The 21,434-nt window shown below is 60.8% G+C and carries 18 protein-coding genes; 14 read left to right on the top strand and 4 right to left on the bottom strand.

From position 1 onward, the window contains the following. Positions 1-3 precede the first annotated feature (3 nt). The 3 genes from P9292_RS22880 to P9292_RS22890 all read left to right on the top strand — a co-directional run bounded on the left by P9292_RS22880 (position 4) and on the right by P9292_RS22890 (position 4,334). A complete protein-coding gene (locus P9292_RS22880; protein ID WP_309961379.1) occupies positions 4-1,023 on the top strand; it encodes an LLM class flavin-dependent oxidoreductase in 1,020 nt (339 codons plus the stop codon). Beyond that, the gene (gene dut / locus P9292_RS22885) at positions 1,020-1,466 is read left to right on the top strand and encodes a dUTP diphosphatase (protein ID WP_250463450.1); all 447 of its coding nucleotides are present in this window, start codon (positions 1,020-1,022) and stop codon (positions 1,464-1,466) included. The genes P9292_RS22880 and dut overlap by 4 nt, the downstream gene beginning before the upstream one ends. A 357-nt stretch (positions 1,467-1,823) precedes the next feature. Next, positions 1,824-4,334, top strand: coding sequence for a hypothetical protein (locus tag P9292_RS22890; protein ID WP_309961380.1), 2,511 nt, complete (start codon positions 1,824-1,826; stop codon positions 4,332-4,334). A gap of 74 nt (positions 4,335-4,408) precedes the next feature. On the opposite strand, the gene clpA is transcribed toward P9292_RS22890, so the two are convergent. Together clpA and clpS are read right to left on the bottom strand one after the other, a co-directional pair. After that, complete coding sequence (gene clpA, locus P9292_RS22895) at positions 4,409-6,712, bottom strand: ATP-dependent Clp protease ATP-binding subunit ClpA (RefSeq protein ID WP_244827212.1); 2,304 nt, start codon at positions 6,710-6,712, stop codon at positions 4,409-4,411. Beyond that, entirely contained in the window at positions 6,709-7,023 is a 315-nt protein-coding gene (gene clpS, locus P9292_RS22900; RefSeq protein WP_244827211.1) for an ATP-dependent Clp protease adapter ClpS, read from the bottom strand. Before clpS ends, clpA begins: the two co-directional genes overlap by 4 nt. A gap of 529 nt (positions 7,024-7,552) precedes the next feature. Between clpS and P9292_RS22905 the strand changes: the two genes are divergently transcribed. Continuing rightward, positions 7,553-7,759 carry a cold-shock protein gene (locus P9292_RS22905; RefSeq protein WP_244827210.1) on the top strand — a complete coding sequence of 69 codons (207 nt, stop codon included), beginning with the start codon at positions 7,553-7,555 and terminating at the stop codon, positions 7,757-7,759. A gap of 160 nt (positions 7,760-7,919) precedes the next feature. Here P9292_RS22905 and icd read toward each other — a convergent pair whose 3' ends face one another. Beyond that, positions 7,920-9,176 (bottom strand): NADP-dependent isocitrate dehydrogenase, encoded by a 1,257-nt coding sequence (gene icd / locus P9292_RS22910; protein ID WP_250525475.1) that lies wholly within the window; start codon positions 9,174-9,176, stop codon positions 7,920-7,922. A 238-nt stretch (positions 9,177-9,414) separates the two neighbouring features. Here icd and P9292_RS22915 point away from each other — a divergent pair, with 238 nt between their 5' ends. The 10 genes from P9292_RS22915 to P9292_RS22960 all read left to right on the top strand — a co-directional run bounded on the left by P9292_RS22915 (position 9,415) and on the right by P9292_RS22960 (position 20,551). Next, positions 9,415-9,984, top strand: coding sequence for a pseudouridine synthase (locus P9292_RS22915; protein WP_309845142.1), 570 nt, complete (start codon positions 9,415-9,417; stop codon positions 9,982-9,984). A gap of 358 nt (positions 9,985-10,342) precedes the next feature. Continuing rightward, complete coding sequence (locus P9292_RS22920; protein ID WP_244827208.1) at positions 10,343-10,546, top strand: hypothetical protein; 204 nt, start codon at positions 10,343-10,345, stop codon at positions 10,544-10,546. Positions 10,547-10,781: 235 nt separating this feature from the next. Next, positions 10,782-11,324 carry a DUF192 domain-containing protein gene (locus tag P9292_RS22925; RefSeq protein WP_370652125.1) on the top strand — a complete coding sequence of 181 codons (543 nt, stop codon included), beginning with the start codon at positions 10,782-10,784 and terminating at the stop codon, positions 11,322-11,324. Between the two features lie 259 nt (positions 11,325-11,583). Further along, positions 11,584-13,689 (top strand): elongation factor G, encoded by a 2,106-nt coding sequence (fusA, locus tag P9292_RS22930; protein ID WP_250463444.1) that lies wholly within the window; start codon positions 11,584-11,586, stop codon positions 13,687-13,689. A gap of 127 nt (positions 13,690-13,816) precedes the next feature. Beyond that, positions 13,817-14,296 (top strand): cupin domain-containing protein, encoded by a 480-nt coding sequence (locus P9292_RS22935; RefSeq protein ID WP_309961382.1) that lies wholly within the window; start codon positions 13,817-13,819, stop codon positions 14,294-14,296. 115 nt (positions 14,297-14,411) lie between these two features. Further along, positions 14,412-16,082, top strand: coding sequence for an ABC transporter substrate-binding protein (locus tag P9292_RS22940; RefSeq protein ID WP_309961383.1), 1,671 nt, complete (start codon positions 14,412-14,414; stop codon positions 16,080-16,082). Positions 16,083-16,097: 15 nt separating this feature from the next. After that, positions 16,098-17,129, top strand: coding sequence for an ABC transporter permease (locus P9292_RS22945; protein ID WP_309961384.1), 1,032 nt, complete (start codon positions 16,098-16,100; stop codon positions 17,127-17,129). After that, a complete protein-coding gene (locus tag P9292_RS22950; RefSeq protein ID WP_244827202.1) occupies positions 17,126-17,983 on the top strand; it encodes an ABC transporter permease in 858 nt (285 codons plus the stop codon). Before P9292_RS22945 ends, P9292_RS22950 begins: the two co-directional genes overlap by 4 nt. Further along, complete coding sequence (locus P9292_RS22955; RefSeq protein WP_309961385.1) at positions 17,980-20,067, top strand: ABC transporter ATP-binding protein; 2,088 nt, start codon at positions 17,980-17,982, stop codon at positions 20,065-20,067. The genes P9292_RS22950 and P9292_RS22955 overlap by 4 nt, the downstream gene beginning before the upstream one ends. 76 nt (positions 20,068-20,143) lie before the next feature. Next, positions 20,144-20,551 (top strand): hypothetical protein, encoded by a 408-nt coding sequence (locus P9292_RS22960; RefSeq protein ID WP_250491885.1) that lies wholly within the window; start codon positions 20,144-20,146, stop codon positions 20,549-20,551. 28 nt (positions 20,552-20,579) lie between these two features. Here P9292_RS22960 and P9292_RS22965 read toward each other — a convergent pair whose 3' ends face one another. Further along, positions 20,580-21,425 carry an aldo/keto reductase gene (locus tag P9292_RS22965; RefSeq protein WP_309961388.1) on the bottom strand — a complete coding sequence of 282 codons (846 nt, stop codon included), beginning with the start codon at positions 21,423-21,425 and terminating at the stop codon, positions 20,580-20,582. Between the last annotated feature and the right edge of the window lie 9 nt (positions 21,426-21,434).

Genomic DNA, 21,434 nt, shown 5'->3' on the forward strand with positions numbered 1-21,434 from the left:
CCCATGACAAAGCTCTCGGTTTTAGACCAGACGCCTGTGATCCACGGTCACTCGACCACGGATGCCATCGCGGCCACGCTCGATCTCGCGCAACTCGCGGACGACCTCGGCTACACGCGCTACTGGTGCGCGGAGCATCACGGTTTGTACGGTGTGTCGAACCCGTGTCCGGAAGTGATGCTCGCGCGTATCGGAAGTCTCACGAAGCGTATCCGCATTGGCTCGGGCGGTGTCATGCTGCCCTACTACAGTTCGTTCAAGGTGGCCGAACAGTTCCTGATGCTCGAAGCGCTGTTTCCGAATCGCGTGGACTTGGGTGTCGGGCGCGCGCCGGGCGGCGACATGCGCACGGCGCAGGCGGTGGCCGCGGGTTCATACAATCGCGGCGACATTTTCCCGCAACAAGTGGCCGAACTCGTCGCGCTTTTCAAAGGCGAACTGCCCGACGATTCACTCGCGAAAGGCGTGCTGCTTCAGCCGCAGATCGAAACGCGTCCGCAACTGTGGATGCTCGGCTCCAGTGATTTCGGCGGCTTGCTCGCCGCGCAACTCGGCATTCGCTTTGCGTTTGCGCACTTCATCAACGCGCAGTATGGGCATCGCGTGGCGGAGGCTTATCGCGAGCGTTTCACGGCCGGCCACGAGGAGAAGCCTTATCTCGCCGCAGCGGTTTTCGTGATTTGCGCCGATACCGACAAGGAAGCCGATGCGCTCGAACGCGCGGTGGATCTGCGGCGCGTGCAAATGGCTTATGGTTTGAATCAGCCTATTCCGTCGATTGCGCAGGGCATCTCGCAGGTCTACGGCGAACGCGAGCTCGCAGTGATCGCGCATGAGAAAGCGCGCAGTATCATCGGCACGCCAGAGCGCGTGACGGAAAAGCTGCATGCGCTGCAAGAGCAATTCGACGCCGATGAACTCATCGTCCTTACAGTCGCCGGCAGCTATGCTGCGCGCACGCGGTCCTATCAACTTCTCGCCGAGGCATTCGAACTCGGCCGCCACGCTCAAAAGAACGTATGAAACTCGACGTCAAGATTCTCGATGCGCGCATGCGCGATTTCCTGCCCGCGTATGCCACGCCTGGCAGCGCGGGCCTCGACCTGCGCGCGTGTCTGGACGAGCCGATGGTCATCGAGCCGCATCAAACCGTGCTCGTGCCCACTGGCCTCGCCATTCATCTCGCGGACCCCGGTTATGCGGCGCTAATTCTGCCGCGATCAGGACTCGGTCATAAGCATGGCATCGTGCTTGGCAATCTGGTCGGTCTGATCGATTCGGATTATCAAGGGCAACTGATGGTATCGACGTGGAATCGCGGGGACACTGCATTTACGTTGAATCCGATGGAGCGTCTTGCGCAATTGGTGATCGTGCCGGTGGTGCAGGCACAGTTTAATATCGTCGATGATTTCGATGCCAGCGCGCGTGGCGCGGGTGGTTTCGGTAGCACGGGCAAGCACTAAGCCGCATAGGTCGGGCTGCAACGGCCCGATCAGTCGTTTTCTATTCGAGCGCCATCCCCGGCGCGCGCCCCGATACGGTGCGCAAATCTCGGATTTCTCCCATTCTGGCATTTATTTCCGCCACCTATAAATCGGGTGTCGAACTGATTTAAAGGTGTTCGGCACCACGCCTCGATAAGCTGGCAGCGGCTATCGAGATTCTCAATATCTTGATTGTTCTAGGAGCCGACAAACAAGACACATTGCAATTAGTTCGTTGTACATACTTAAATAAAGTAAGTTCACAAATCGGCTTGTTATTATTTCGTATATCGAATTGATAATGATTCCAGCCGAAATAACGGATGGAGCAAGAACATGCAGATCAAATATGATGCAGTCGTCGGTGCGGGCGCCAATGAATGGTACGGCACGATCATCGTCTCCAACCTGCGCTATGAAGACGACAGCGCGGTCACGGTCGACAACTATCTTGCGTTCAACTTTCACTCCCCAGCCAATATCGACGCTACGGCAATCACGCCAGCGTATGCCGTGTACGTGATCGGAGACATTACCGCAGACGTTTCGCAACTGGGCGACGGCACTTTCGACGCCACCGTGACGATCGACTACACCACGTCCTACACGATGCAGCCGGCGGATCAGATCACCATCGGCATCAATGGGAATCTGGTAGCCAGCCCCGACACGTGGCTCAATTCGTTCACCTTCGCGGCGGACCAGTCGCCCGATATCGAAGGAACCCTGTCAATCACGTGTCCGGCCGCGCCCGATCCCGCTCTGTCCGGTGTGCTTCCCACACTCACGCTGACTCAGGGGGACGCGGCCGTCACCGTCGTCCTTTGCTATGACCAGACGTGTACGTCCGAACTGGAACAAGGCACGTATAGCGTGATAGCCAACCCTGTTGTCACGGGCGATGAGACGGTCCTCGCTCCGTTGCTCGTGGACCAGTCGACCGTCAAGATCGTGGCGGGTCAAACCTCGTCGCTTAAAGCGAGCTTTGGTCCGGTCGAATATTACTGTTCGCTCGATCTCTCGTTTAGCGCGCTTACCGGCCTTTCGACCGAAACGCTTCATGTGACGGTGAACGACATCGAGACCGGCGCGACGCTCGCATTATTCGACACCCGGACGAACAGCGTCGTTTCGCTACGCAAGCTGCCACCCTCGGGCAGCGCACGAGTCTCGATTCAAAACGTCGCGCTCAATAATGTCGAATACTCGTTCTCGGTGCCGCTCGTCACGCTGACGAACGCACTGCAAACGTTGACGATCAGTGATTCGATGATCACCACCTCGAACGTCCCCACCACGGGCTATGTCGAGCTGCCGATCAATATCACGGCTCAGGATGCGGTCGATCATGCGATCGAGTTGCGTCTGACGGGCGGTTCCATGACCTATGTGCAGAACGTATCCGCCAAGTCGCAACAGACGGCATTCGCCGTTCCGATACAGCCAGGCAGCTATAGCACGACGGCGGGCGATTTCCTTCTCGCGGGCGTGGTCTATGTCGTCGAGGCACCGTCCTCGCTCAACGTGACGAACGACGAGAGCGCGCATCTCGATGTGAGCATTACGACCTCCGCCAATCTCACCGTGCCCGGCTTTCCGAACTATCTGTCGTTCGGCGGCTGTACCGATCTCGTGCCGAGCAATGAAGCGGATTTCGTCGCCGCGCGCGCAACTTCGATCTTCTGTTATGCCGGAACGGACGGCGCTGGCGACGCCAGCACGTATCTGACGGACGACCCTCAGACCCGCGCGACGATCTCGCTTGCCCGTTCAGTCGAGGACGACTTGGGCAATGTGCAGCCGGTGCTGCCCGTAATGGTGTCCTACACCTGCAACCTGTCGCTCGGCGACACGCCGGACCAGTTGGCGAACGCGGACGCTCACGCACACAGCTTCGCGAACTACATTCTGGCGCTCAATATCGCGAACGAGGCGATCGACAGCGCGCATCCGGTGCCGGCGGGATTCATCGTGAATCCTGACTTCCTCGGCTCATGCGAGCAGGGTAAATATGCTCCGACCTACGCAATGCCGGTACGCGCGCCGCTGCAGACCGCGCTCGATCACTGGCAGGTCACCGCCACGATTCCCGCAAACGTCACGGAGGACATCAAAGGCTATGTGCTGGCCGTGAACTGGCTGACGCGCACCATCGCGCCCAAGGTGACTTTCGGCTGGCAGATCAACCTTTGGGGTGTGGGCTACTCGGAATGGATCTACGAGGCTGACGTCGATCCCGCGCAAATGGCGCAGCAGACCGCGAGCTACGTCCAGAGCCTTGGCGTCTACGACGAGCCGTACAAGCCCGACTTTCTGGCTATCGACCGGTATGAAGCCGACGACTTCACTCAGCGCGCCTACGAAAATGGCTATTGCTACGGCCCACGCGAATGGGATCGCTTTTTCGACTTTTGCAAGGCCGTCAGTCGTGCGCTCAAGTTGCCCGTGATGCCGTGGCAAATTCCGGCCAGCCACATCCCGACCATTGACGACCCGGTCGCGGACCCGTTCGATTCACAGCACTGGGGCACGGGCGGAAGCTGCATTCTCGGCGATCCGGCAATCGGCTCGGATGCAAGCCACGTCAATGCAACCGTGCTTGCGCTGCCTTTCCCGGACGCGTTCACGCAATACATGGGCAACACGGTCGCGGACATGTTCACGCGCTCCGAGCCGTTCGATATCACCAACCCCCTCTACGGCGACTTTCCACTGCGTGGCATTTTCACCTTGTTGCTCGGCGGCGGCGCGACGACGGGCATCGTCACGACCATAGGCAACCCGGAACCGTGGACCAGACAGAAGCTGAATGTCTACATGGATAACCCGATCTCGCTCGATCACTAGGAATCTGGGCGAGACGCGTAAAAAAAAAGGCGCGGATTCAATCCGCGCCGTTTTTGTCTTCAACCGCAAAAAACTCAATCTACCTCGATCGCTTCCGGATTCGGATTACGCGGCGGAGCCGTGTTTTCGTCGAAGGTCAGTTGCACCTTGTCTTCCGCATCGACGTCCACCGTCACGCGACCACCGTTCAGCAGCTTGCCGAACAACAACTCGTCGGCGAGTGCGCGGCGGATGGTGTCCTGAATCAGACGCTGCATCGGTCGCGCGCCCATCAGCGGATCGAAACCGTGCTTCGCCAAATGCTTGCGCAGGGCGTCGGTAAAGACCGCGTCGACCTTCTTCTCGTGCAGCTGATCTTCCAGTTGCATGAGGAACTTGTCGACCACGCGCAGGATGATTTCCTCGTCCAGCGAACGGAAGCTGATGATCTGATCCAGCCGGTTGCGGAACTCAGGCGTAAACATCCGCTTGATGTCGGCCATTTCGTCGCCCGACTCGCGCTTCGCGGTGAAACCGATCACCGCCTTGCCCATGGCCTCGGCGCCCGCGTTCGTCGTCATGATGATGATGACGTTGCGGAAGTCCGCCTTGCGGCCATTGTTGTCGGTCAAGGTGCCGTGGTCCATCACCTGCAGCAGCACGTTGTAGATGTCCGGATGCGCCTTCTCGATTTCGTCCAGCAGCAGCACGCAATGCGGCTTCTTCGTGACGGCCTCGGTCAGCAAACCGCCCTGGTCGAAGCCGACATAGCCCGGCGGCGCGCCGATCAACCGGCTCACCGCGTGACGCTCCATGTATTCCGACATGTCGAAGCGCAACAACTCGATGCCCAGCGTGAACGCCAGTTGTTTCGCGACTTCGGTCTTGCCGACACCGGTCGGGCCGGAAAACAGGAACGCGCCGATCGGCTTGTCCATCTTGCCAAGACCCGCACGCGCCATCTTGATCGACGCCGACAGCGCGTCGATAGCCGGATCCTGACCGAACACGACCGCCTTCAGGTCGCGATCGAGCGTCTGAAGCTTGCTGCGATCGTCCTGCGACACGCTTTGCGGCGGGACGCGCGCGATCTTCGAGATGATCTCTTCGATCTCGCTCTTTCCAATAGTCTTCTTCTGCTTCGACTTCGGCAAAATGCGCTGGGCCGCGCCCGCTTCGTCGATCACGTCGATCGCCTTGTCCGGCAGATGACGATCCGTAATGAAGCGCGCCGACAGTTCAGCAGCCGCCGACAGCGCGCCCGACGAATATTTCACGCCGTGGTGCTCTTCGAAACGCGACTTCAAACCGCGCAGAATCGCAACTGTCTGCTCGACCGAAGGCTCGGTGACATCGACCTTCTGGAAACGCCGCGAAAGCGCCGCGTCCTTCTCGAAGATGCCGCGATATTCGGTGAACGTGGTCGCGCCAATGCACTTCAACTGTCCCGACGACAACGCCGGCTTCAGCAGGTTCGACGCGTCGAGCGTACCGCCCGAAGCCGCGCCAGCGCCGATCAGCGTATGAATTTCGTCGATGAACAGAATGGCGTGCGGACGCTCTTTCAGTTCCTTCAATACCGTCTTGAGACGCTGCTCGAAATCGCCGCGATACTTCGTGCCCGCCAGCAACGCGCCCATATCGAGCGAGTAGACCTGAGCGTCGGCCAGAATGTCCGGCACTTCGCCGCGCGTGATGCGCCAGGCGAGGCCTTCCGCAATCGCGGTCTTACCCACGCCCGCTTCGCCGACCAGCAGCGGATTGTTCTTGCGGCGACGGCACAGCACCTGCACCACGCGCTCGACTTCGGACTCGCGGCCGATCAGCGGATCGATCTTGCCGTCCTTCGCGCTTTGGTTGAGGTTTTGCGTGAATTGTGCGAGCGGCGTTTCCTTCTGCGCCGCGGCGTCTTCCGACTCCGGATTCGCCTCGCTGCTCGCCTTGGCCGCATCGCCGCTACTGCTCTTGGCAATACCGTGCGAAATGAAATTCACGACATCGAGACGCGTCACGCCCTGCTGTTGCAGGTAGTAGACCGCATGCGAATCCTTCTCGCCGAAGATCGCGACGAGCACATTCGCGCCGGTCACTTCCTTCTTGCCGTTCGAGGTCGATTGCACATGCATGATCGCGCGTTGAATCACGCGCTGGAAACCAAGCGTCGGCTGAGTATCGACGTCGTCCGTGCCGGGCACGGTCGGCGTGTTGTCATGAATGAAATTGCGCAGGTTCTGACGCAAATCTTCAATGTTGGCTGCGCAGGCACGCAACACCTCAGCCGCGGTCGGATTGTCCAAAAGGGCGAGCAAGAGATGCTCGACCGTAATGAACTCATGCCGCGCCTGACGTGCTTCCATAAACGCCATGTGCAGACTGACTTCCAGTTCCTGGGCAATCATGCTTCCTCCATCACGCACTGCAGCGGATGACCCGCCTGCCGTGCATGGCTAACGACTTGCTCAACTTTGGTCGACGCAATGTCTCGCGTGTAGACCCCACAAACTCCCCTGCCTTCGCGATGAACCTTCAGCATGATCTGCGTCGCAGTCTCACGATCCTTATTGAAGTATTCCTGCACGATCATCACGACGAATTCCATCGGCGTGAAGTCGTCGTTCAGCAGCACTACCTTGTACATCGCCGGCTGCTTGAGCTTCTGCTCCTGCCGCTCAAGTACCGTGCCGTCCTGCTTGTTGGGATTTGTCGCCATACACCCATTCTAAACAACACCGATTCCATCGCAATCGTCGCACCAGCGCCGGTCACCCGGTCGATGTTACTGCTGGCTGCAACCCTCGCAGATGGAACGTCCATTCAATCCTGCCGCTGCTTATCACGTCAGCGCGGCCCGCTTGCACCTCGTTGAAACCAGTATCGCACAGCTTCAAAAAAAACAAACTGCACGCCGGGTGCCGGGTGCCGGGGGCCGCCGGGTTACCACACAAGTGAGACGATTATGCGACTTTTCAAGATGGCTTGCTTGGGCGGCTGCGCACACGCAATGCAGGAATTACCCTACGAATGCGACATACACAACGAGCTTAACGGCCATCTCAAAATTTCCTTGACACCCGATTTAAGAGATTCAACAATCAAACTGGCACTTTTTTCCGGGGGCCTCCGGAAATAGAAAAAGAGCCGAGGTGAGCTAGTGAGGAGGACGCGGTTCACAAAGTGGGGTGGCCGACGAGCTTTTCGAGCGTGCTCTGGTTGCGACGAGAGTTAGAGGGGAAGTACGAATGTCTACTGGTACGGTCAAATGGTTTAACGACGCGAAAGGTTACGGATTCATCACGCCCGATGAAGGCGGCGAGGATCTGTTTGCACATTTCTCGGCGATTCAAATGAACGGTTTCAAGACGCTCAAGGAAGGCCAGAAGGTCTCCTTCGAGATCGTCCAGGGACCGAAGGGCAAGCAGGCTTCCAACATCCAGGACACTGTCTGAGACGCGGACTGACCGTAAGAAGCGCAAAGCCTTTGAAACCCGGCCCAGGCCGGGTTTTTTTATTGCCTGTTTCTACGCGTTTTACCAAAGACAAAACCCCAAAGACTTTAAGCCCTTGGGGTTTTAATGCAAATGACGGTGATTCGTTGCGGCCGTGCAGTCACATATTCTCGATCATTACTTCGCCGAAACCCGAACATGAAACTTGCGTCGCGCCTTCCATGAGACGCGCGAAGTCGTAAGTAACGCGTTTGGACAGAATGGATTGTTCCATTGAAACGATGATTCGATCCGCCGCCTCGGTCCAGCCGAGATGACGCAGCATCATCTCAGCGGACAAAATTTCCGATCCCGGATTCACATAATCCTTGCCGGCGTACTTCGGCGCGGTGCCGTGAGTGGCTTCGAACATTGCAACCGAGTCCGACATATTGGCGCCCGGCGCAATGCCGATCCCGCCGACCTGCGCCGCGAGCGCATCGGAAATGTAATCGCCGTTCAAGTTCAGCGTGGCGATCACGTCGTATTCGGCGGGGCGCAAAAGAATCTGCTGTAGGAACGCATCCGCGATCACGTCCTTGACGACGATATCGCCACCCGTCTTCGGATTTTTCACCTTCATCCAAGGGCCGCCGTCGATCAGTTCCGCGCCGAACTCCTTCTGCGCGAGCGCATAGCCGTAATCGCGGAACGCGCCCTCGGTGAACTTCATGATGTTGCCCTTGTGCACGAGTGAAACCGAGCGGCGCTCGTTGTCGATGGCGTATTGAATTGCCTTGCGCACGAGCCGCTCGGTGCCCTCGCGCGACACCGGCTTGATGCCGAGCCCCGACGAGTCCGGAAAGCGGATCTTCTTCACGCCCATTTCCTCGCGCAGAAATTGGATGACCTTCTTCGCTTCCGGCGATTCGGCGGGCCACTCGACGCCCGCATAGATGTCTTCCGAGTTCTCGCGAAAGATCACCATGTCGACCTTTTCCGGCTCGCGCACGGGCGAAGGCACGCCTTTGAAGTAGCGCACCGGCCGCAGACAAACGTAGAGGTCCAGCTGCTGGCGCAGCGCGACGTTGAGCGAGCGAATGCCGCCGCCCACCGGCGTCGTGAGCGGTCCCTTGATGGACACGAGGTACTCCTTCACCACGTCGAGCGTTTCGTCCGGCAGCCAGACATCGGGGCCGTAGACGCGCGTCGCCTTCTCGCCCGCGAAGATCTCCATCCATTGAATCTTGCGCTTGCCACCGTAGGCCCGCTCAACCGCCGCATCGACCACTTTGATCATGACCGGCGTGATGTCGACGCCCGTACCGTCACCTTCGATATACGGGATGATCGGCTGATCCGGAACGTTGAGCGAGTAATCCGCGTTGACGGTGATCTTTTCACCGTCCGCCGGAACCTGGATGTGCTGATACGGCATGGTCGACTCCAAAGAAGGCCGGGCTCGAATGGAAGCTGGCGCGATAGTGCGGACGATTCGCGGACCATGAACGTCGACGGCGCCCGCGAGCATGGCCAGAACAGCATTCTAACCACGCGCGAGTACAGCCGGTCGCCGTTCGAAGCCTGGCGTCGCGCTTGCGTCGGCTCGCGTCAGGATTGGGGGCGGCTCATTATGCATTAAGATGCCGCTTCGAATTCCGCCGCGCCTTCCTCCGATGCCGCTCATCGCGCTCAATAAACCCTTCGGCACCATCTGCCAGTTTTCCGCGCACGAGACGCGTCCCTCGCTCGGCGACTGGGTAAAGACGCCGGGCGTGTACCCGGCGGGCCGGCTCGACGCCGACAGCGAAGGCCTGCTTTTACTCACCGACGATGGCGCGTTGCAGGCGCGTATTGCCGAGCCGCGTCACAAGCTCGTCAAGCGTTATTGGGCGCAAGTGGAAGGCGCCCCTGACGATGCCGCGCTCGCGCATCTCGCGAAAGGCGTCGATCTGGGCGACTACGTGACGCGTCCGTGCCAATGCGCCTTCGTCGCCCAAGAAGACGACGCGCTCTGGCCGCGCAATCCGCCGATCCGCTATCGCGCGGCAATCCCCACAACGTGGATCGAGCTCGCCATCACCGAGGGCAAGAACCGGCAGGTCAGGCGCATGACCGCAGCCGTGGGCTATCCGACGTTGCGGCTCGTGCGCGTGGCTGTCGGTGCACTCGATATCTTCGCGCTCGGACTCGCGCCGGGCGAATGCATCGAGGTGAATGCGCGCGCGCCGTGGCGACGCGCTTAAAGCTTTATCGACGATAAGCGTCACGTCGTGCGTTTAAATGTCGTGTCGTGTAACCACGCGTGCAAAGCGCCGAGAAACTTTTTGCCGCGCGTTCGCAAATCTCTTTGAAACGACGTCAACCGAGTCTTCACGCGATGCGTTAAGGACCGCAGATGCCGAACAAAGCTATCCGGCATGAGCGATAAACCAATTGAATATGCTGTGTGCTCCAGGGTATTTGAAAGGTCAAAGCGCTCACAGCTGTATCGAAGACCAGATCATCGATACGACTGTCAACCGAAAGGTGGATGGCTCGTTTACCGACATGACTCCATGACCGGGTCGTTTGGTTAATCAACTCAAGCTAGAGGATTCACAAATGAACAAACTGATCGCTGCTCTCGTCGCTGGCCTGTTCGCAACGGCTGCATTCGCACAAGCATCGGCACCGGAAGCTGCTGCTCCGGCTGCTGCTTCGTCGGCACCGGCAAAGAAGGCTCACAAGTCGCACAAGAGCTCGAAGAAGCACGCGCACAAGAAGGCTGCCGCTTCGGCACCGGAAGCCGCTTCGGCAGCTCAGTAAGTTCGTTGTAAGAGGCGGTATAGCGAAGTTCGATGTTGCAGTACCTGCAAAATCAATAACGAGCAATATCGCCGTCTTTACGGCGTTGAAGGGCAGATGGCCAACACGGCATCTGCCCTTTTGTTTTATCGACTCGCCTCATGGCACGCGCTTCGAGTAACATTCGCGAGTTTGCCGTGAGCCTGCCGGATTCTCGGCGCATCGATTCTTGATAAGGAGCATCGTCGTGATTCCGTTGTTTCATGCCTTGAAGTCTTCATTCGGTCCGAATCATTCAAATTGGCGTTCGCGCATTGCGAGCCGCGCGCTTGCCGCCGTGCGAGCATTAACTATTGCGTTGTTGTTGCCGTTTGCGGCAATGCCGCTTGCACAAGCGCAGACCATGCCGCCCGGTGCCAAGCAACCTTCCGATTTCCCCCGCGCAAGACTCACCGCCGGCATGTTCGTGATCGATGCCGCTGTCGCCGCCAACGATGCCGATCGCGAGCAAGGCCTCATGTATCGCACGCAGCTTGCATCGAACGAAGGCATGCTCTTCGTGTTTCAGGAAAACGCGGTCCACTGCTTCTGGATGAAGAACACGCTGATCCCGCTGTCGATCGCGTTCATTCGCGCGGATGGCACCGTCACCGACATTGACGAGATGCAAGCCGAAACCGAGAACAACCATTGCCCGCGCAACAACGGCGTTTATGCCCTCGAAATGAGCAAGGGCTGGTTCACGGCCAAAGGCATCAAGCCGGGAACGAAGATTTCGGGCTTGCCGGCCGCACAGTAATCGCGGCAATCGCTGGAAAGATAAAGAGGCGCGTCACGTGAACGCGCCTTTTTTTCGTCCATACCGGCCGCATATGGCCGTCTCCGAGCCTTTTCGATTGCCGCAGGAGCGTTCCAGCGAGTTTCCTGCAAAGACCTTGCCAACGCGCTATCCTGAAAAGATTATCGCGATGCCGTTGCGAGCCCGGACGGCAATCGTGTGGCGGCGTGCACGGAATATGCGCATGCCGCCAGGGCTTACTACTCCAAAGGAGGTTCACGTGCCCCGCAAGACTCCCATCGAGCGCTACCGGAATATCGGCATCAGCGCTCACATCGACGCCGGCAAGACCACCACCACCGAGCGCATTCTTTTCTACACCGGCGTGACGCACAAGATCGGCGAGGTGCACGACGGCGCGGCCACGATGGACTGGATGGAACAGGAGCAGGAGCGCGGCATCACGATCACGTCGGCTGCAACCACGGCCTTCTGGAAAGGCATGGCGGGCAATTATCCTGAACACCGTATCAATATCATCGATACGCCGGGACACGTCGACTTCACCATCGAAGTCGAACGCTCGATGCGCGTGCTCGATGGCGCGTGCATGGTCTACGACTCGGTCGGCGGCGTGCAGCCGCAGTCGGAAACCGTGTGGCGTCAGGCGAACAAGTACAAGGTGCCGCGCATTGCGTTCGTCAACAAGATGGACCGCGTCGGCGCGGATTTTTTCCGCGTGCAGCGGCAAATCGGCGAGCGTCTGAAGGGCGTGGCCGTGCCGATTCAAATTCCCATCGGCGCGGAAGATCACTTTCAGGGCGTGGTCGATCTCGTGAAGATGAAGGCCATTCTCTGGGACGACGACAGCCAGGGCATCAAGTTCACCTATGCGGAGATTCCCGACAACCTCAAGGAACTCGCGCACGAATGGCACGGCAAGATGGTCGAGGCCGCCGCCGAAGCCAACGAGGAACTGCTCGAAAAGTACCTCGAGAACCACGAAAGCCTGACCGAGGAAGAAATCAAGGCGGCGCTCAGACAACGCACCATCGCCAACGAAATCGTGCCGATGCTTTGCGGCAGCGCGTTCAAGAACAAGGGCGTGCAGGCCATGCTCGACGCGGTGATCGACTATCTGCCGTCGCCGGTGGACGTGCCCGCCATCCTTGGCCATACGGAAGACGACCAGGAAGCGGAACGCCATCCGAGCGATGACGAGCCGTTCGCCGCCCTCGCCTTCAAGATCATGACGGACCCGTTCGTCGGCCAGTTGATCTTCTTCCGCACGTATTCGGGCGTCGTGAATTCCGGCGATACGGTCTACAACCCGGTGAAGGAAAAGAAGGAACGCCTCGGCCGTATCCTGCAGATGCACGCCAACGAGCGCAAGGAAATCAAGGAAGTGCGCGCGGGCGACATCGCGGCGGCGGTCGGTCTCAAGGAAGCGACCACGGGCGACACGCTCTGCGATCCGAACCACGTCATCATCCTCGAACGGATGATCTTCCCGGAACCGGTGATCTCGCAGGCCGTCGAGCCGAAGACGAAGGCCGACCAGGAAAAGATGGGTATCGCGCTGAACCGGCTTGCGCAGGAAGATCCGTCGTTCCGCGTCACGAGCGACGAGGAATCCGGTCAGACCATCATCTCCGGCATGGGCGAACTGCACCTTGAAATTCTCGTCGACCGGATGAAGCGCGAGTTCGGCGTCGAAGCGACGGTCGGCAAGCCGCAAGTGGCGTATCGCGAGACGGTGCGCAACAAGGTCACGGACGTGGAAGGCAAGTTCGTCAAGCAGTCGGGCGGGCGCGGCCAATACGGCCATGCGGTCATCACGCTCGAACCGGACCCTGGCAAGGGCTACGAATTCGTCGATGCCATCAAGGGCGGCGTGATTCCGCGCGAATACATCCCGGCGGTCGACAAGGGCATTCAGGAAACGCTCAAGGCAGGCGTGCTGGCGGGCTATCCTGTCGTCGACACCAAAGTAACGCTGACCTTCGGTTCCTATCACGATGTCGATTCGAACGAAAACGCCTTCCGCATGGCAGGCTCCATCGCGTTCAAGGAAGCGATGCGCCGCGCGCGGCCGGTGCTGCTCGAACCGACCATGGCCGTCGAAGTGGAAACGCCCGAGGAGTTCATGGGCAACGTGATGGGCGATCTGTCGAGCCGTCGCGGCATCGTGCAGGGCATGGACGATATCGCGGGCGGCGGCGGCAAGATCGTGCGCGCCGAGGTGCCGCTGGCCGAGATGTTCGGCTACTCCACTTCGCTGCGTTCGCTTACGCAAGGCCGCGCGACCTACACGATGGAGTTCAAGCACTACACCGAGACGCCGTCCAACGTGTCCGAAGCGATCATCAATTCCAAAGGAAAATGATCGCCGCTTAAGACGTGTAATATCGGAAGTCCGTTGCTCGCGCGTTGTTGGTGGCGGCAACGGACTTTTTTTATCCGCAGACCAAAACGACAAACCCGACGCGATCACCACGACCATCACGACCACTATGAGCGACGCACATCACACCGATTGGCGCGAGCACGGCGTCAAGGTCATCAAGGGCGACCAGCTCGACACCAACACCGCGCAGACGCCGGGCATGAACCGCGCGGCCGCGATCAATGCGGCGCGCGTCGGTGCGCAGAAAATCTGGGCGGGCACGGTCACGATCTTTCCGAATGCGAAGACCGGCGCGCATCATCATGGCGCGCTCGAAAGCGTGATCTACGTCGTGCGCGGACAGGCGCGCATGCGCTGGGGCGAACACCTCGAATTCACCGCCGAAGCCGGTCCGGGCGACTTCATCTTCGTGCCGCCTTACGTGCCGCATCAGGAAATCAACGCGAGCACCGACGATCCGCTCGAATGCGTGCTCGTGCGCAGCGACAACGAAGCCGTCGTCGTGAACCTGAATATCGATGCCGTGGAAGCGCCAGAGGAAGTCTTCTGGGTCGACCCGATCCACAAGCATCCGCACGATCATTGACATACCGGCCGCACGCCTTGGCATGCGGCCCGTTCCTTGCTTCCTCGAAACGACGCGGCAACGCTTTTCGCGTGGCCGAACGCATAACGACAACCCGCATACGGAACGACCACCGATGAAGAAATCCTCGACCGACGCACATCACCTCGACGCAGCGCGCACTCATGCGGGCGAACTGGGTAATCATGCGATCGACGAATTCAAGGCAGGCCGGCTTACGCGCCGCGAGTTATTGCGGCATGCGAGCGTGCTGGGTATCGCGCTTTCGGCTGGCGGCTTGCTTGGACTCGGCGCGACGAACGCTCGCGCTCAGGCCGCGGCCAAGCCGGGCGGCACCATTCGCGTGGCGCATCTAACGCCCGCGGGCGCCGTCGATCCGCTCACCGTCACCGATGCCTCGGGTCTCGCGCTGATCAATCAAACCGGCGAATTCTTGATCGACGACGACAGCGAAAAGCTCGCGCTCAATCCCGCGCTCGCGCTGTCGTGGTCGTCGAATGCGAAGGGCGATGTCTGGACTTTCAAACTGCGCCAGAACGTGAAGTTCCACGACGGCCAGACCATGACCGCCAAGGACGTGGCCGCGACCTTCAACCGCCTGGCCGATCCGAACGCCGGTTCGGCCGCGCTCTCGGTTCTGAAAGGCGTGCTGTCGAAGGATTCCGCGAAGGCCATCGACGATCACACCGTCGAGTTTCATCTGGACGCGCCCAACGGCAATTTCCCCTACTACGTTTCGTCCGACAACTACAACGCCGTCATTCTCCCGGCGAATTTCACGGGTTCGTACGAGAAGACCTTCATGGGCACTGGCGCGTTCAAGCTCGAAAAGTACACGCCGAAAGTGGGCGCGTCGTTCGTGCGCAATCCCGACTACTGGGGCGCAAAAGCGCTGCCGGACCGCGTGAACTTCTCGTTCTATGCGGACCATCAGGCGCAGCTTCTTGCCATGCAAGGCCGCCAGGCCGACGTCATGGGCGACTTCACCGTGCAAGGCGGCGTCTCGATCCTGAGCAATTCGCAGTTTAAGGTACTGGGCGCGAAGTCGAGCTCGCATCGGCAGATTCACATGCGCTGCGATACCGGCCCGTTCAAGGACAAGCGCGTGCGCCAGGCGCTGGCGCTGGCGATCAATCGCGAAGTCATCGTGAAAGGGTTGTTCAAGGGCCGCGCGACCGTCGGCAACGACAGCCCGTTTGCGCCCGTGTTTCCGTCGAGCGATCTTTCCGTGCCGCAGCGCCATCTCGATGTTGCGAAGGCCAAGCAACTGCTCGGCGAGGCAGGCGTGGCGAACGGCTTCGACATCACGCTCACGACGGAAAAGTACATGGAGATTCCTGACCTCGCGGTCGTCGTGCAGAACGCGGCCAAGGCCGTGGGCATCCGCATCACGCTGAAGGTCGAAAGTCAGGATCTGTATTACGGCTCGGGCACGTTCGGCAAGTCGGACTGGCTGGATTCGCCGCTCGGCATCACGGACTACGGGCATCGCGGCGTGCCGAACGTGTTCCTTAACGCGCCGCTCACGAGCGACGGCACCTGGAACGCGGCGCACTTCAAGAATCCCGCTTACGACAAACTCGTCGCGCAGTTCGTGGCCTCGCTCGACGTGGCATCGCAGAAGAAAGTGTCGGGCGACATTCAGCGTCTGTTGCTCGATGAAACGCCCGTGATCATCCCGTACTTCTACGACCAGCTGATCGTCACGCGCGCCAATGTTTCGGGCGTGCGCTTCAATGCGATTTCGCAGATGTGGTTCGACCGGGCGACGGTGTCGGCGGCTTAAAGGAGGTTCGCGAGGATGAGCACGATCACGCCCTCGACCCGCATCGGGCCGGCGCGCAACGGCGGCGCGAAAGCACGCCGCGTGTTGCGCTTCGTCGGCGTGCGCGTGCTGCTTGCGCTCGTCACGCTCTGGCTCTTGTCGATGATCGTCTTCGCCGGCGGCCAGTTGCTGCCGGGCGATGTCGGCCGCGCCATTCTCGGCCCGCTCGCGGATGCGCGCGCTGTCGCCGCGCTGAATCATCAGCTCGGCGTGGACCGGCCGCTTCTCACGCAATATTCGGCGTGGATCACGCATTTCCTGCGCGGCGACATGGGCGAGTCGTATGCGTTTCGCGCGCCGGTTGCACCGTTTATCGGCGAGGCGCTGTGGAATTCGGCGAAGCTCGGCGCGCTGGCGTTCATCGTCGTGGTGCCGCTCGGCATTGCAGGCGGCGTGTATGCGGCGCTGCACGCGGGGCGCTGGATCGACCGGATCATCAGCATTGGCGGACTCACGCTGACGGTCGTGCCGGAATTCGTCTCGTCCATCGTGCTGATCCTCATCTTCGGCGTGTGGCTGCAATGGCTGCCGATAGAAGCAAGCGCCAGCGCCGATGCCGGCATTCTCACGCAATTGCAGCATCTGATTTTGCCGGTGCTGCCACTCGTCTTCGTGTTCTTCGGCTATATCGCGCGGATGGCGCGCGCGGGCACCGTCGAAGCGCTCGATGCCGACTACACGCGCACCGCGTTCCTCAAGGGCTTGCCGCGCCGTATCGTGATCTGGCGGCACGTGCTGCGCAATGCGCTTCTGCCAACCGTGACGGTTGCCGCGACGCAGCTCGGCTACATGATCGGCGGGCTGGTCGTCGTGGAGACGCTCTTCCACTATCAGGGCATCGGCTCGCTGATCTACAACGCGGCGAAGGCCAAGGACTTCCCGATGCTCGAAGCAGGCGTACTCAGCATCGGCGTGATCTATACGGCGGCGAATCTGATCGCGGATGCGCTTTACGTCGTGCTGAATCCGCGTCTGCGCACGGCGGATTCGTCGGGAGACGGGCGATGAGCACACAAGCCCTCGCCCCTGTCAAACCGAAGCGCTTCGAGGCGCTTTTCGCGCTGTTGCGCTCGGCGACCTTCGTCGTCGGCGTGTCGATCCTGCTCTTCTGGGTGCTGTGCGCCTTGTTCGGTCAGCATGCCGTGCCGATCGATCCCTACGCTTCCGATCCCTTGAACTCGCTCGCGCCGCCTTCCGGCGATCACTGGTTCGGCACCGATCAGCTCGGCCGCGACGTGTTCGCGCGCGTGATCGTCGGGTCGCGCGACATTCTCACCATCGCGCCGCTCGCGACACTCATCGGCACGGCTGCGGGCACGGCCATCGGCCTCGTGGTCGGCTACTTCGACGGCTGGGTCGATGCCGTCGTCGGCCGCGCTATCGACGCCCTTCTCGCGCTGCCGCTCGTCATCGTCGCGCTGCTGGCGCTGGCCGCCGTGGGCGCGAGCAATACGACGGTGATCATCGTGATCGGCCTGACCTTCGCGCCGATCACCGCGCGCACGGTACGCGCCGCCGTGCTGGGCGAACGCCATCTCGACTACGTGATGGCGGCGCAGTTGCGCGGCGAGAATGCGCTTTACATCATGTTCGCGGAGATTCTTCCGAACGTGCTGCCGCCGATCATCGTCGAAGCCACCGTGCGGCTCGGCTACGCGATCTTCGCGGTCGCGACGCTCTCGTTCCTGGGATTCGGCATTCAGCCGCCGTCCGCCGACTGGGGACTCGCGTTGTCCGAAAGCTATACGCTGATGGCGGGCGGCGCGTGGTGGACGGTCGTGTTCGATGCCGCCGCCATTGCCTCGCTCGTCGTCGCTGTCAACCTCGTCGCGGATGCCGTGCAAGGAGTGCTCGACCGATGAACGGACCGCCGCCATCGGCATTTCCCACGTTCGGCGCCGCCAAGGGCGAAGCGACCGACGCGCTCACCATCGTCGGACTGACGGTGGCCTACCGTTCGCGCGGACGCGAGCGCGAAGTGCTGCAGGACGTCTCCTTGCGCGTGCGGCGTGGCGAAGCGTACGGACTCGTCGGCGAATCCGGCTGCGGCAAGTCGACGGCGGCGCTCGCGGTGCTGCGCTACTTGCCGAAGAACGGCCGCGTAAAGTCGGGCCGCATCTCGATAGCCGGGCGCGATGTCTCCGCGCTGTCCGCCGACGCCCTGCGCGAAATGCGCGCCGATGCCGTCTCCATGGTCTATCAGGACCCGGGGCGCGCGTTGAATCCGTCGCTGACCGTCGCGCGGCAAGTGTCCGAAGCCTTCGAGGCTTCGGGCGCTTCTGAAAGCGACGCGCTCGAGCGCACGGTGGAGATGCTGCGACGTGTGCGTATTGCATCGCCCGAACGGGTGATGGAAAGCTACCCGCATCAACTGTCGGGCGGCATGCAGCAGCGCGTGGTGATCGCCATGGCGCTTGCCTGCAATCCCGAACTGCTGATTCTCGATGAACCCACCACCGGTCTCGATGCCACCGTCGAAGCCGAAGTGCTCGATCTCATTGCGCAATTGCGTGAGGAACTCGGCACCGCCGTGCTGTTCATCAGCCACAATCTCGCGGTGATTGGGCGCATGTGCGAGCGCGTCGGCGTGCTGTATGCGGGCAAGCTCGTCGAGGAAGGCGCAACCGCCGATGTCTTCGCAAAGCCGCGCCATCCATACACCGTGGGCCTGTTGCGCTGTCTGCCGACGAGTGGCCGCAGCAAGGAAAATGGCCGGCTCGACACCATTCCCGGTTCGTTGCCGCTGCCGGGATCGGTGACGCAAGGGTGCATCTTCGCCGCGCGCTGCAAGCTCGCCGACGAACGGTGTCTGAAGGAAGCGCCGCCGCCGTATCGGATGAGTGCGGCGCACGGCGATCAGATGGCGCGCTGTCACTATCACGAACGCGCGGAAATGCTGCCGCGTTCGACCGACGAAACGCCCGCCGCGCCTCCACTCGATCATCGAGCGCAACCGACGCTCGCGCTCACCGCACGCAACCTGTCCAAAACCTTCCATGTCGGCGATGAAGAAGTGCGCGCCGTTCACGATGTCTCGCTCGATCTCGTGCAAGGCGAAACACTCGGACTCGTCGGCGAATCGGGCAGCGGCAAGACCACGCTCGCCAAGCTGCTGCTGGGCCTCGTCTCGCCGGACAAGGGCGCGACGCTCGAACTCGACGGTCAGCATCTGCCTGAACGCGTCACGCGGCGCAGCGACGAGCAGGTGAAGTCGCTGCAGATCGTGTTTCAGAACCCGGATTCGGCGCTCAATCGCGCGCATTCGGTGCGCCGGCTGATTGCGCGTTCGCTGTCGAAACTGGCGTCGCTGCGTGGCGAAGCGAAGGAAAAGCGCCTGCAATCGCTGACCGAAGCCGTGCGTCTGCCGGAGCGCTATCTCGGCTCGCGCACGCGCCAGTTGTCCGGCGGGTTGAAGCAACGCGTGGCGATCGCGCGTGCTTTTGCGGGCGATCCGCGCGTCGTCGTCTGCGACGAGCCGACTTCCGCGCTCGATGTCTCCGTGCAGGCCGCCATCCTCAATCTGCTGGCGGACTTGCAGCGCGAACGGCGCGTGAGCTACGTGTTCATCTCGCACGATCTGCACGTCGTGCGCTATTTGTCGGATCGGATTGCGGTGCTGTATCTCGGGCGCATCATGGAGATCGGCCGCGCGGCGGATGTCTTCACGGGGCCGCAGCATCCGTACACCGAAGCATTGCTCTCGTCGGTGCCCGCGCTCGAAAGCGCGCCCGTGCAAAACGAGCGCATTCGCTTGTCGGGCGAGTTGCCAAGCGCGGCGAATCCGCCTTCGGGATGCGTGTTCCACACGCGCTGTCCGCGCAAGGTCGGCGACATCTGCGAACGCGAGGTTCCGCCTTGCCGCGATGCGGGGCACGGTCATGCCATTCACTGTCATATTCCGGTCGAGGAGCTGCGCGCGCTGCAAAGTCCCGAAAAGGTGACTTAAGCGCCGCGCGTCCGGAACCAAAGTGCGTGTTTGCGCCTCTCATCGGTTCACTCTCAAAACAACGAGGATTCAATCGATGAAACCCACTCTCTCGCTCGCTCTCGCCGCAGCTTGTGCCTTCGGTTCGGCCGCCGCTCACGCGCAGACGGCGGCGCCTGCCGCCATCGACCAGAGCTTCACTGCTTATTCGCTTGCGCAGCAATGCGCCCAGAAGGGCGACAACACCGCGCAAGGTCAGTGCGTGGGCGCCGTGCGCGGCATCGTGCGGGGTTATCAGTACGGCGTGCTGTTCCTGTCGCAACGCGCGTCGCTGCAGGATGGCGACACCAAGCGCGTGTCGCTGTGCCTGACGGATACGTCGGTGTCATCGATCGTCGATGACTTCCTCACCGATGCGAAACAGGTGAACGAAGCTGATCTCAAGCGCACGCCGGCTGAAGTGGCGGTGCTGGGGTCGGTGCATTTGCATCATGCTTGCACGTGACTTGCACGTGCTTCGCATCTGAGTCCGCTCAAAGCATCTCCAACCCGCGCTTCGCTTTTGGCGGCTTGAACTGCTGATCGATATCCGCCAGTTCATCCGCCGACAACGCAAGGTCGAGCGCCGCGCGATTCTCGCGGATATGCGCAATATCCGCGGCTTTAGGAATCGCGAAGACTTGCGGCTGTTGCAGCACCCACGCGAGCGCGACCTGAAACGCCGATACGCCGCGCGCCGCCGCGATCTTCTCCAGCGCCCCGCCCCTCGGTAAACGCGCGTGATCGACGGGGCTATACGCCATCGCTGGAATGCGGCGCTCGCGCAACCACGGCAGCAGGTCGAATTCGGGTCCACGACGCGCGACGTTATAAAGAATTTGATCGGTTGCGCAGGCATCGCCGTGATCAAGCGAAAAAAGTTCTTCCATGTCGTCGGTGTCGAAGTTGCTCACGCCCCAGTGGCGAATCTTGCCATCGCGCCTGAGCTTTTCGAAGCCCGCGATCACGCCTTCCAGATCCTCGCCACCGCGCCAGTGCAGCAAGTAAAGATCGATTCGGTCCGTCGCCAGCCGCTTCAGGCTGCGCTCGCACGCGCTCTGCACGCCGCGTTCATTGCCGTTATGCGGATACACCTTGCTGACGATGAACAAGTCCCCGCGCCGGTCGCCGAGCGCTTCGGCGATCAGCTTTTCGCTTTCGCCATCGCCGTACATTTCGGCGGTATCGATGAGCGTCATGCCGAGTTCCACGCCCTCGCGCAATGCGGCGATCTCGGTCTTGCGGGTGTTCGGGCGTTCGCCCATCTCCCAGGTTCCCTGGCCGAGCTTTGGAATGGTTTCGCCGTTCGGCAACGTGACGGTTGGCAGTGTGTGCGCCATGGAAAGCCT

It is taken from the genome of Caballeronia sp. LZ001 (genome assembly GCF_031450875.1).
Lineage (GTDB): Bacteria > Pseudomonadota > Gammaproteobacteria > Burkholderiales > Burkholderiaceae > Caballeronia.

What these genes read in the sequence shown, in the direction of transcription:
- P9292_RS22880 (WP_309961379.1), top strand. Translation starts at nt 4, where the DNA reads ATGACAAAGCTCTCGGTTTTAGACCAGACGCCTGTGATCCACGGTCAC.
- dut (WP_250463450.1), top strand. Translation starts at nt 1,020, where the DNA reads ATGAAACTCGACGTCAAGATTCTCGATGCGCGCATGCGCGATTTCCTG.
- P9292_RS22890 (WP_309961380.1), top strand. Translation starts at nt 1,824, where the DNA reads ATGCAGATCAAATATGATGCAGTCGTCGGTGCGGGCGCCAATGAATGG.
- clpA (WP_244827212.1), bottom strand. Translation starts at nt 6,712, where the DNA reads ATGATTGCCCAGGAACTGGAAGTCAGTCTGCACATGGCGTTTATGGAA.
- clpS (WP_244827211.1), bottom strand. Translation starts at nt 7,023, where the DNA reads ATGGCGACAAATCCCAACAAGCAGGACGGCACGGTACTTGAGCGGCAG.
- P9292_RS22905 (WP_244827210.1), top strand. Translation starts at nt 7,553, where the DNA reads ATGTCTACTGGTACGGTCAAATGGTTTAACGACGCGAAAGGTTACGGA.
- icd (WP_250525475.1), bottom strand. Translation starts at nt 9,176, where the DNA reads ATGCCGTATCAGCACATCCAGGTTCCGGCGGACGGTGAAAAGATCACC.
- P9292_RS22915 (WP_309845142.1), top strand. Translation starts at nt 9,415, where the DNA reads ATGCCGCTCATCGCGCTCAATAAACCCTTCGGCACCATCTGCCAGTTT.
- P9292_RS22920 (WP_244827208.1), top strand. Translation starts at nt 10,343, where the DNA reads ATGAACAAACTGATCGCTGCTCTCGTCGCTGGCCTGTTCGCAACGGCT.
- P9292_RS22935 (WP_309961382.1), top strand. Translation starts at nt 13,817, where the DNA reads ATGAGCGACGCACATCACACCGATTGGCGCGAGCACGGCGTCAAGGTC.
- P9292_RS22940 (WP_309961383.1), top strand. Translation starts at nt 14,412, where the DNA reads ATGAAGAAATCCTCGACCGACGCACATCACCTCGACGCAGCGCGCACT.
- P9292_RS22945 (WP_309961384.1), top strand. Translation starts at nt 16,098, where the DNA reads ATGAGCACGATCACGCCCTCGACCCGCATCGGGCCGGCGCGCAACGGC.
- P9292_RS22950 (WP_244827202.1), top strand. Translation starts at nt 17,126, where the DNA reads ATGAGCACACAAGCCCTCGCCCCTGTCAAACCGAAGCGCTTCGAGGCG.
- P9292_RS22955 (WP_309961385.1), top strand. Translation starts at nt 17,980, where the DNA reads ATGAACGGACCGCCGCCATCGGCATTTCCCACGTTCGGCGCCGCCAAG.
- P9292_RS22960 (WP_250491885.1), top strand. Translation starts at nt 20,144, where the DNA reads ATGAAACCCACTCTCTCGCTCGCTCTCGCCGCAGCTTGTGCCTTCGGT.
- P9292_RS22965 (WP_309961388.1), bottom strand. Translation starts at nt 21,425, where the DNA reads ATGGCGCACACACTGCCAACCGTCACGTTGCCGAACGGCGAAACCATT.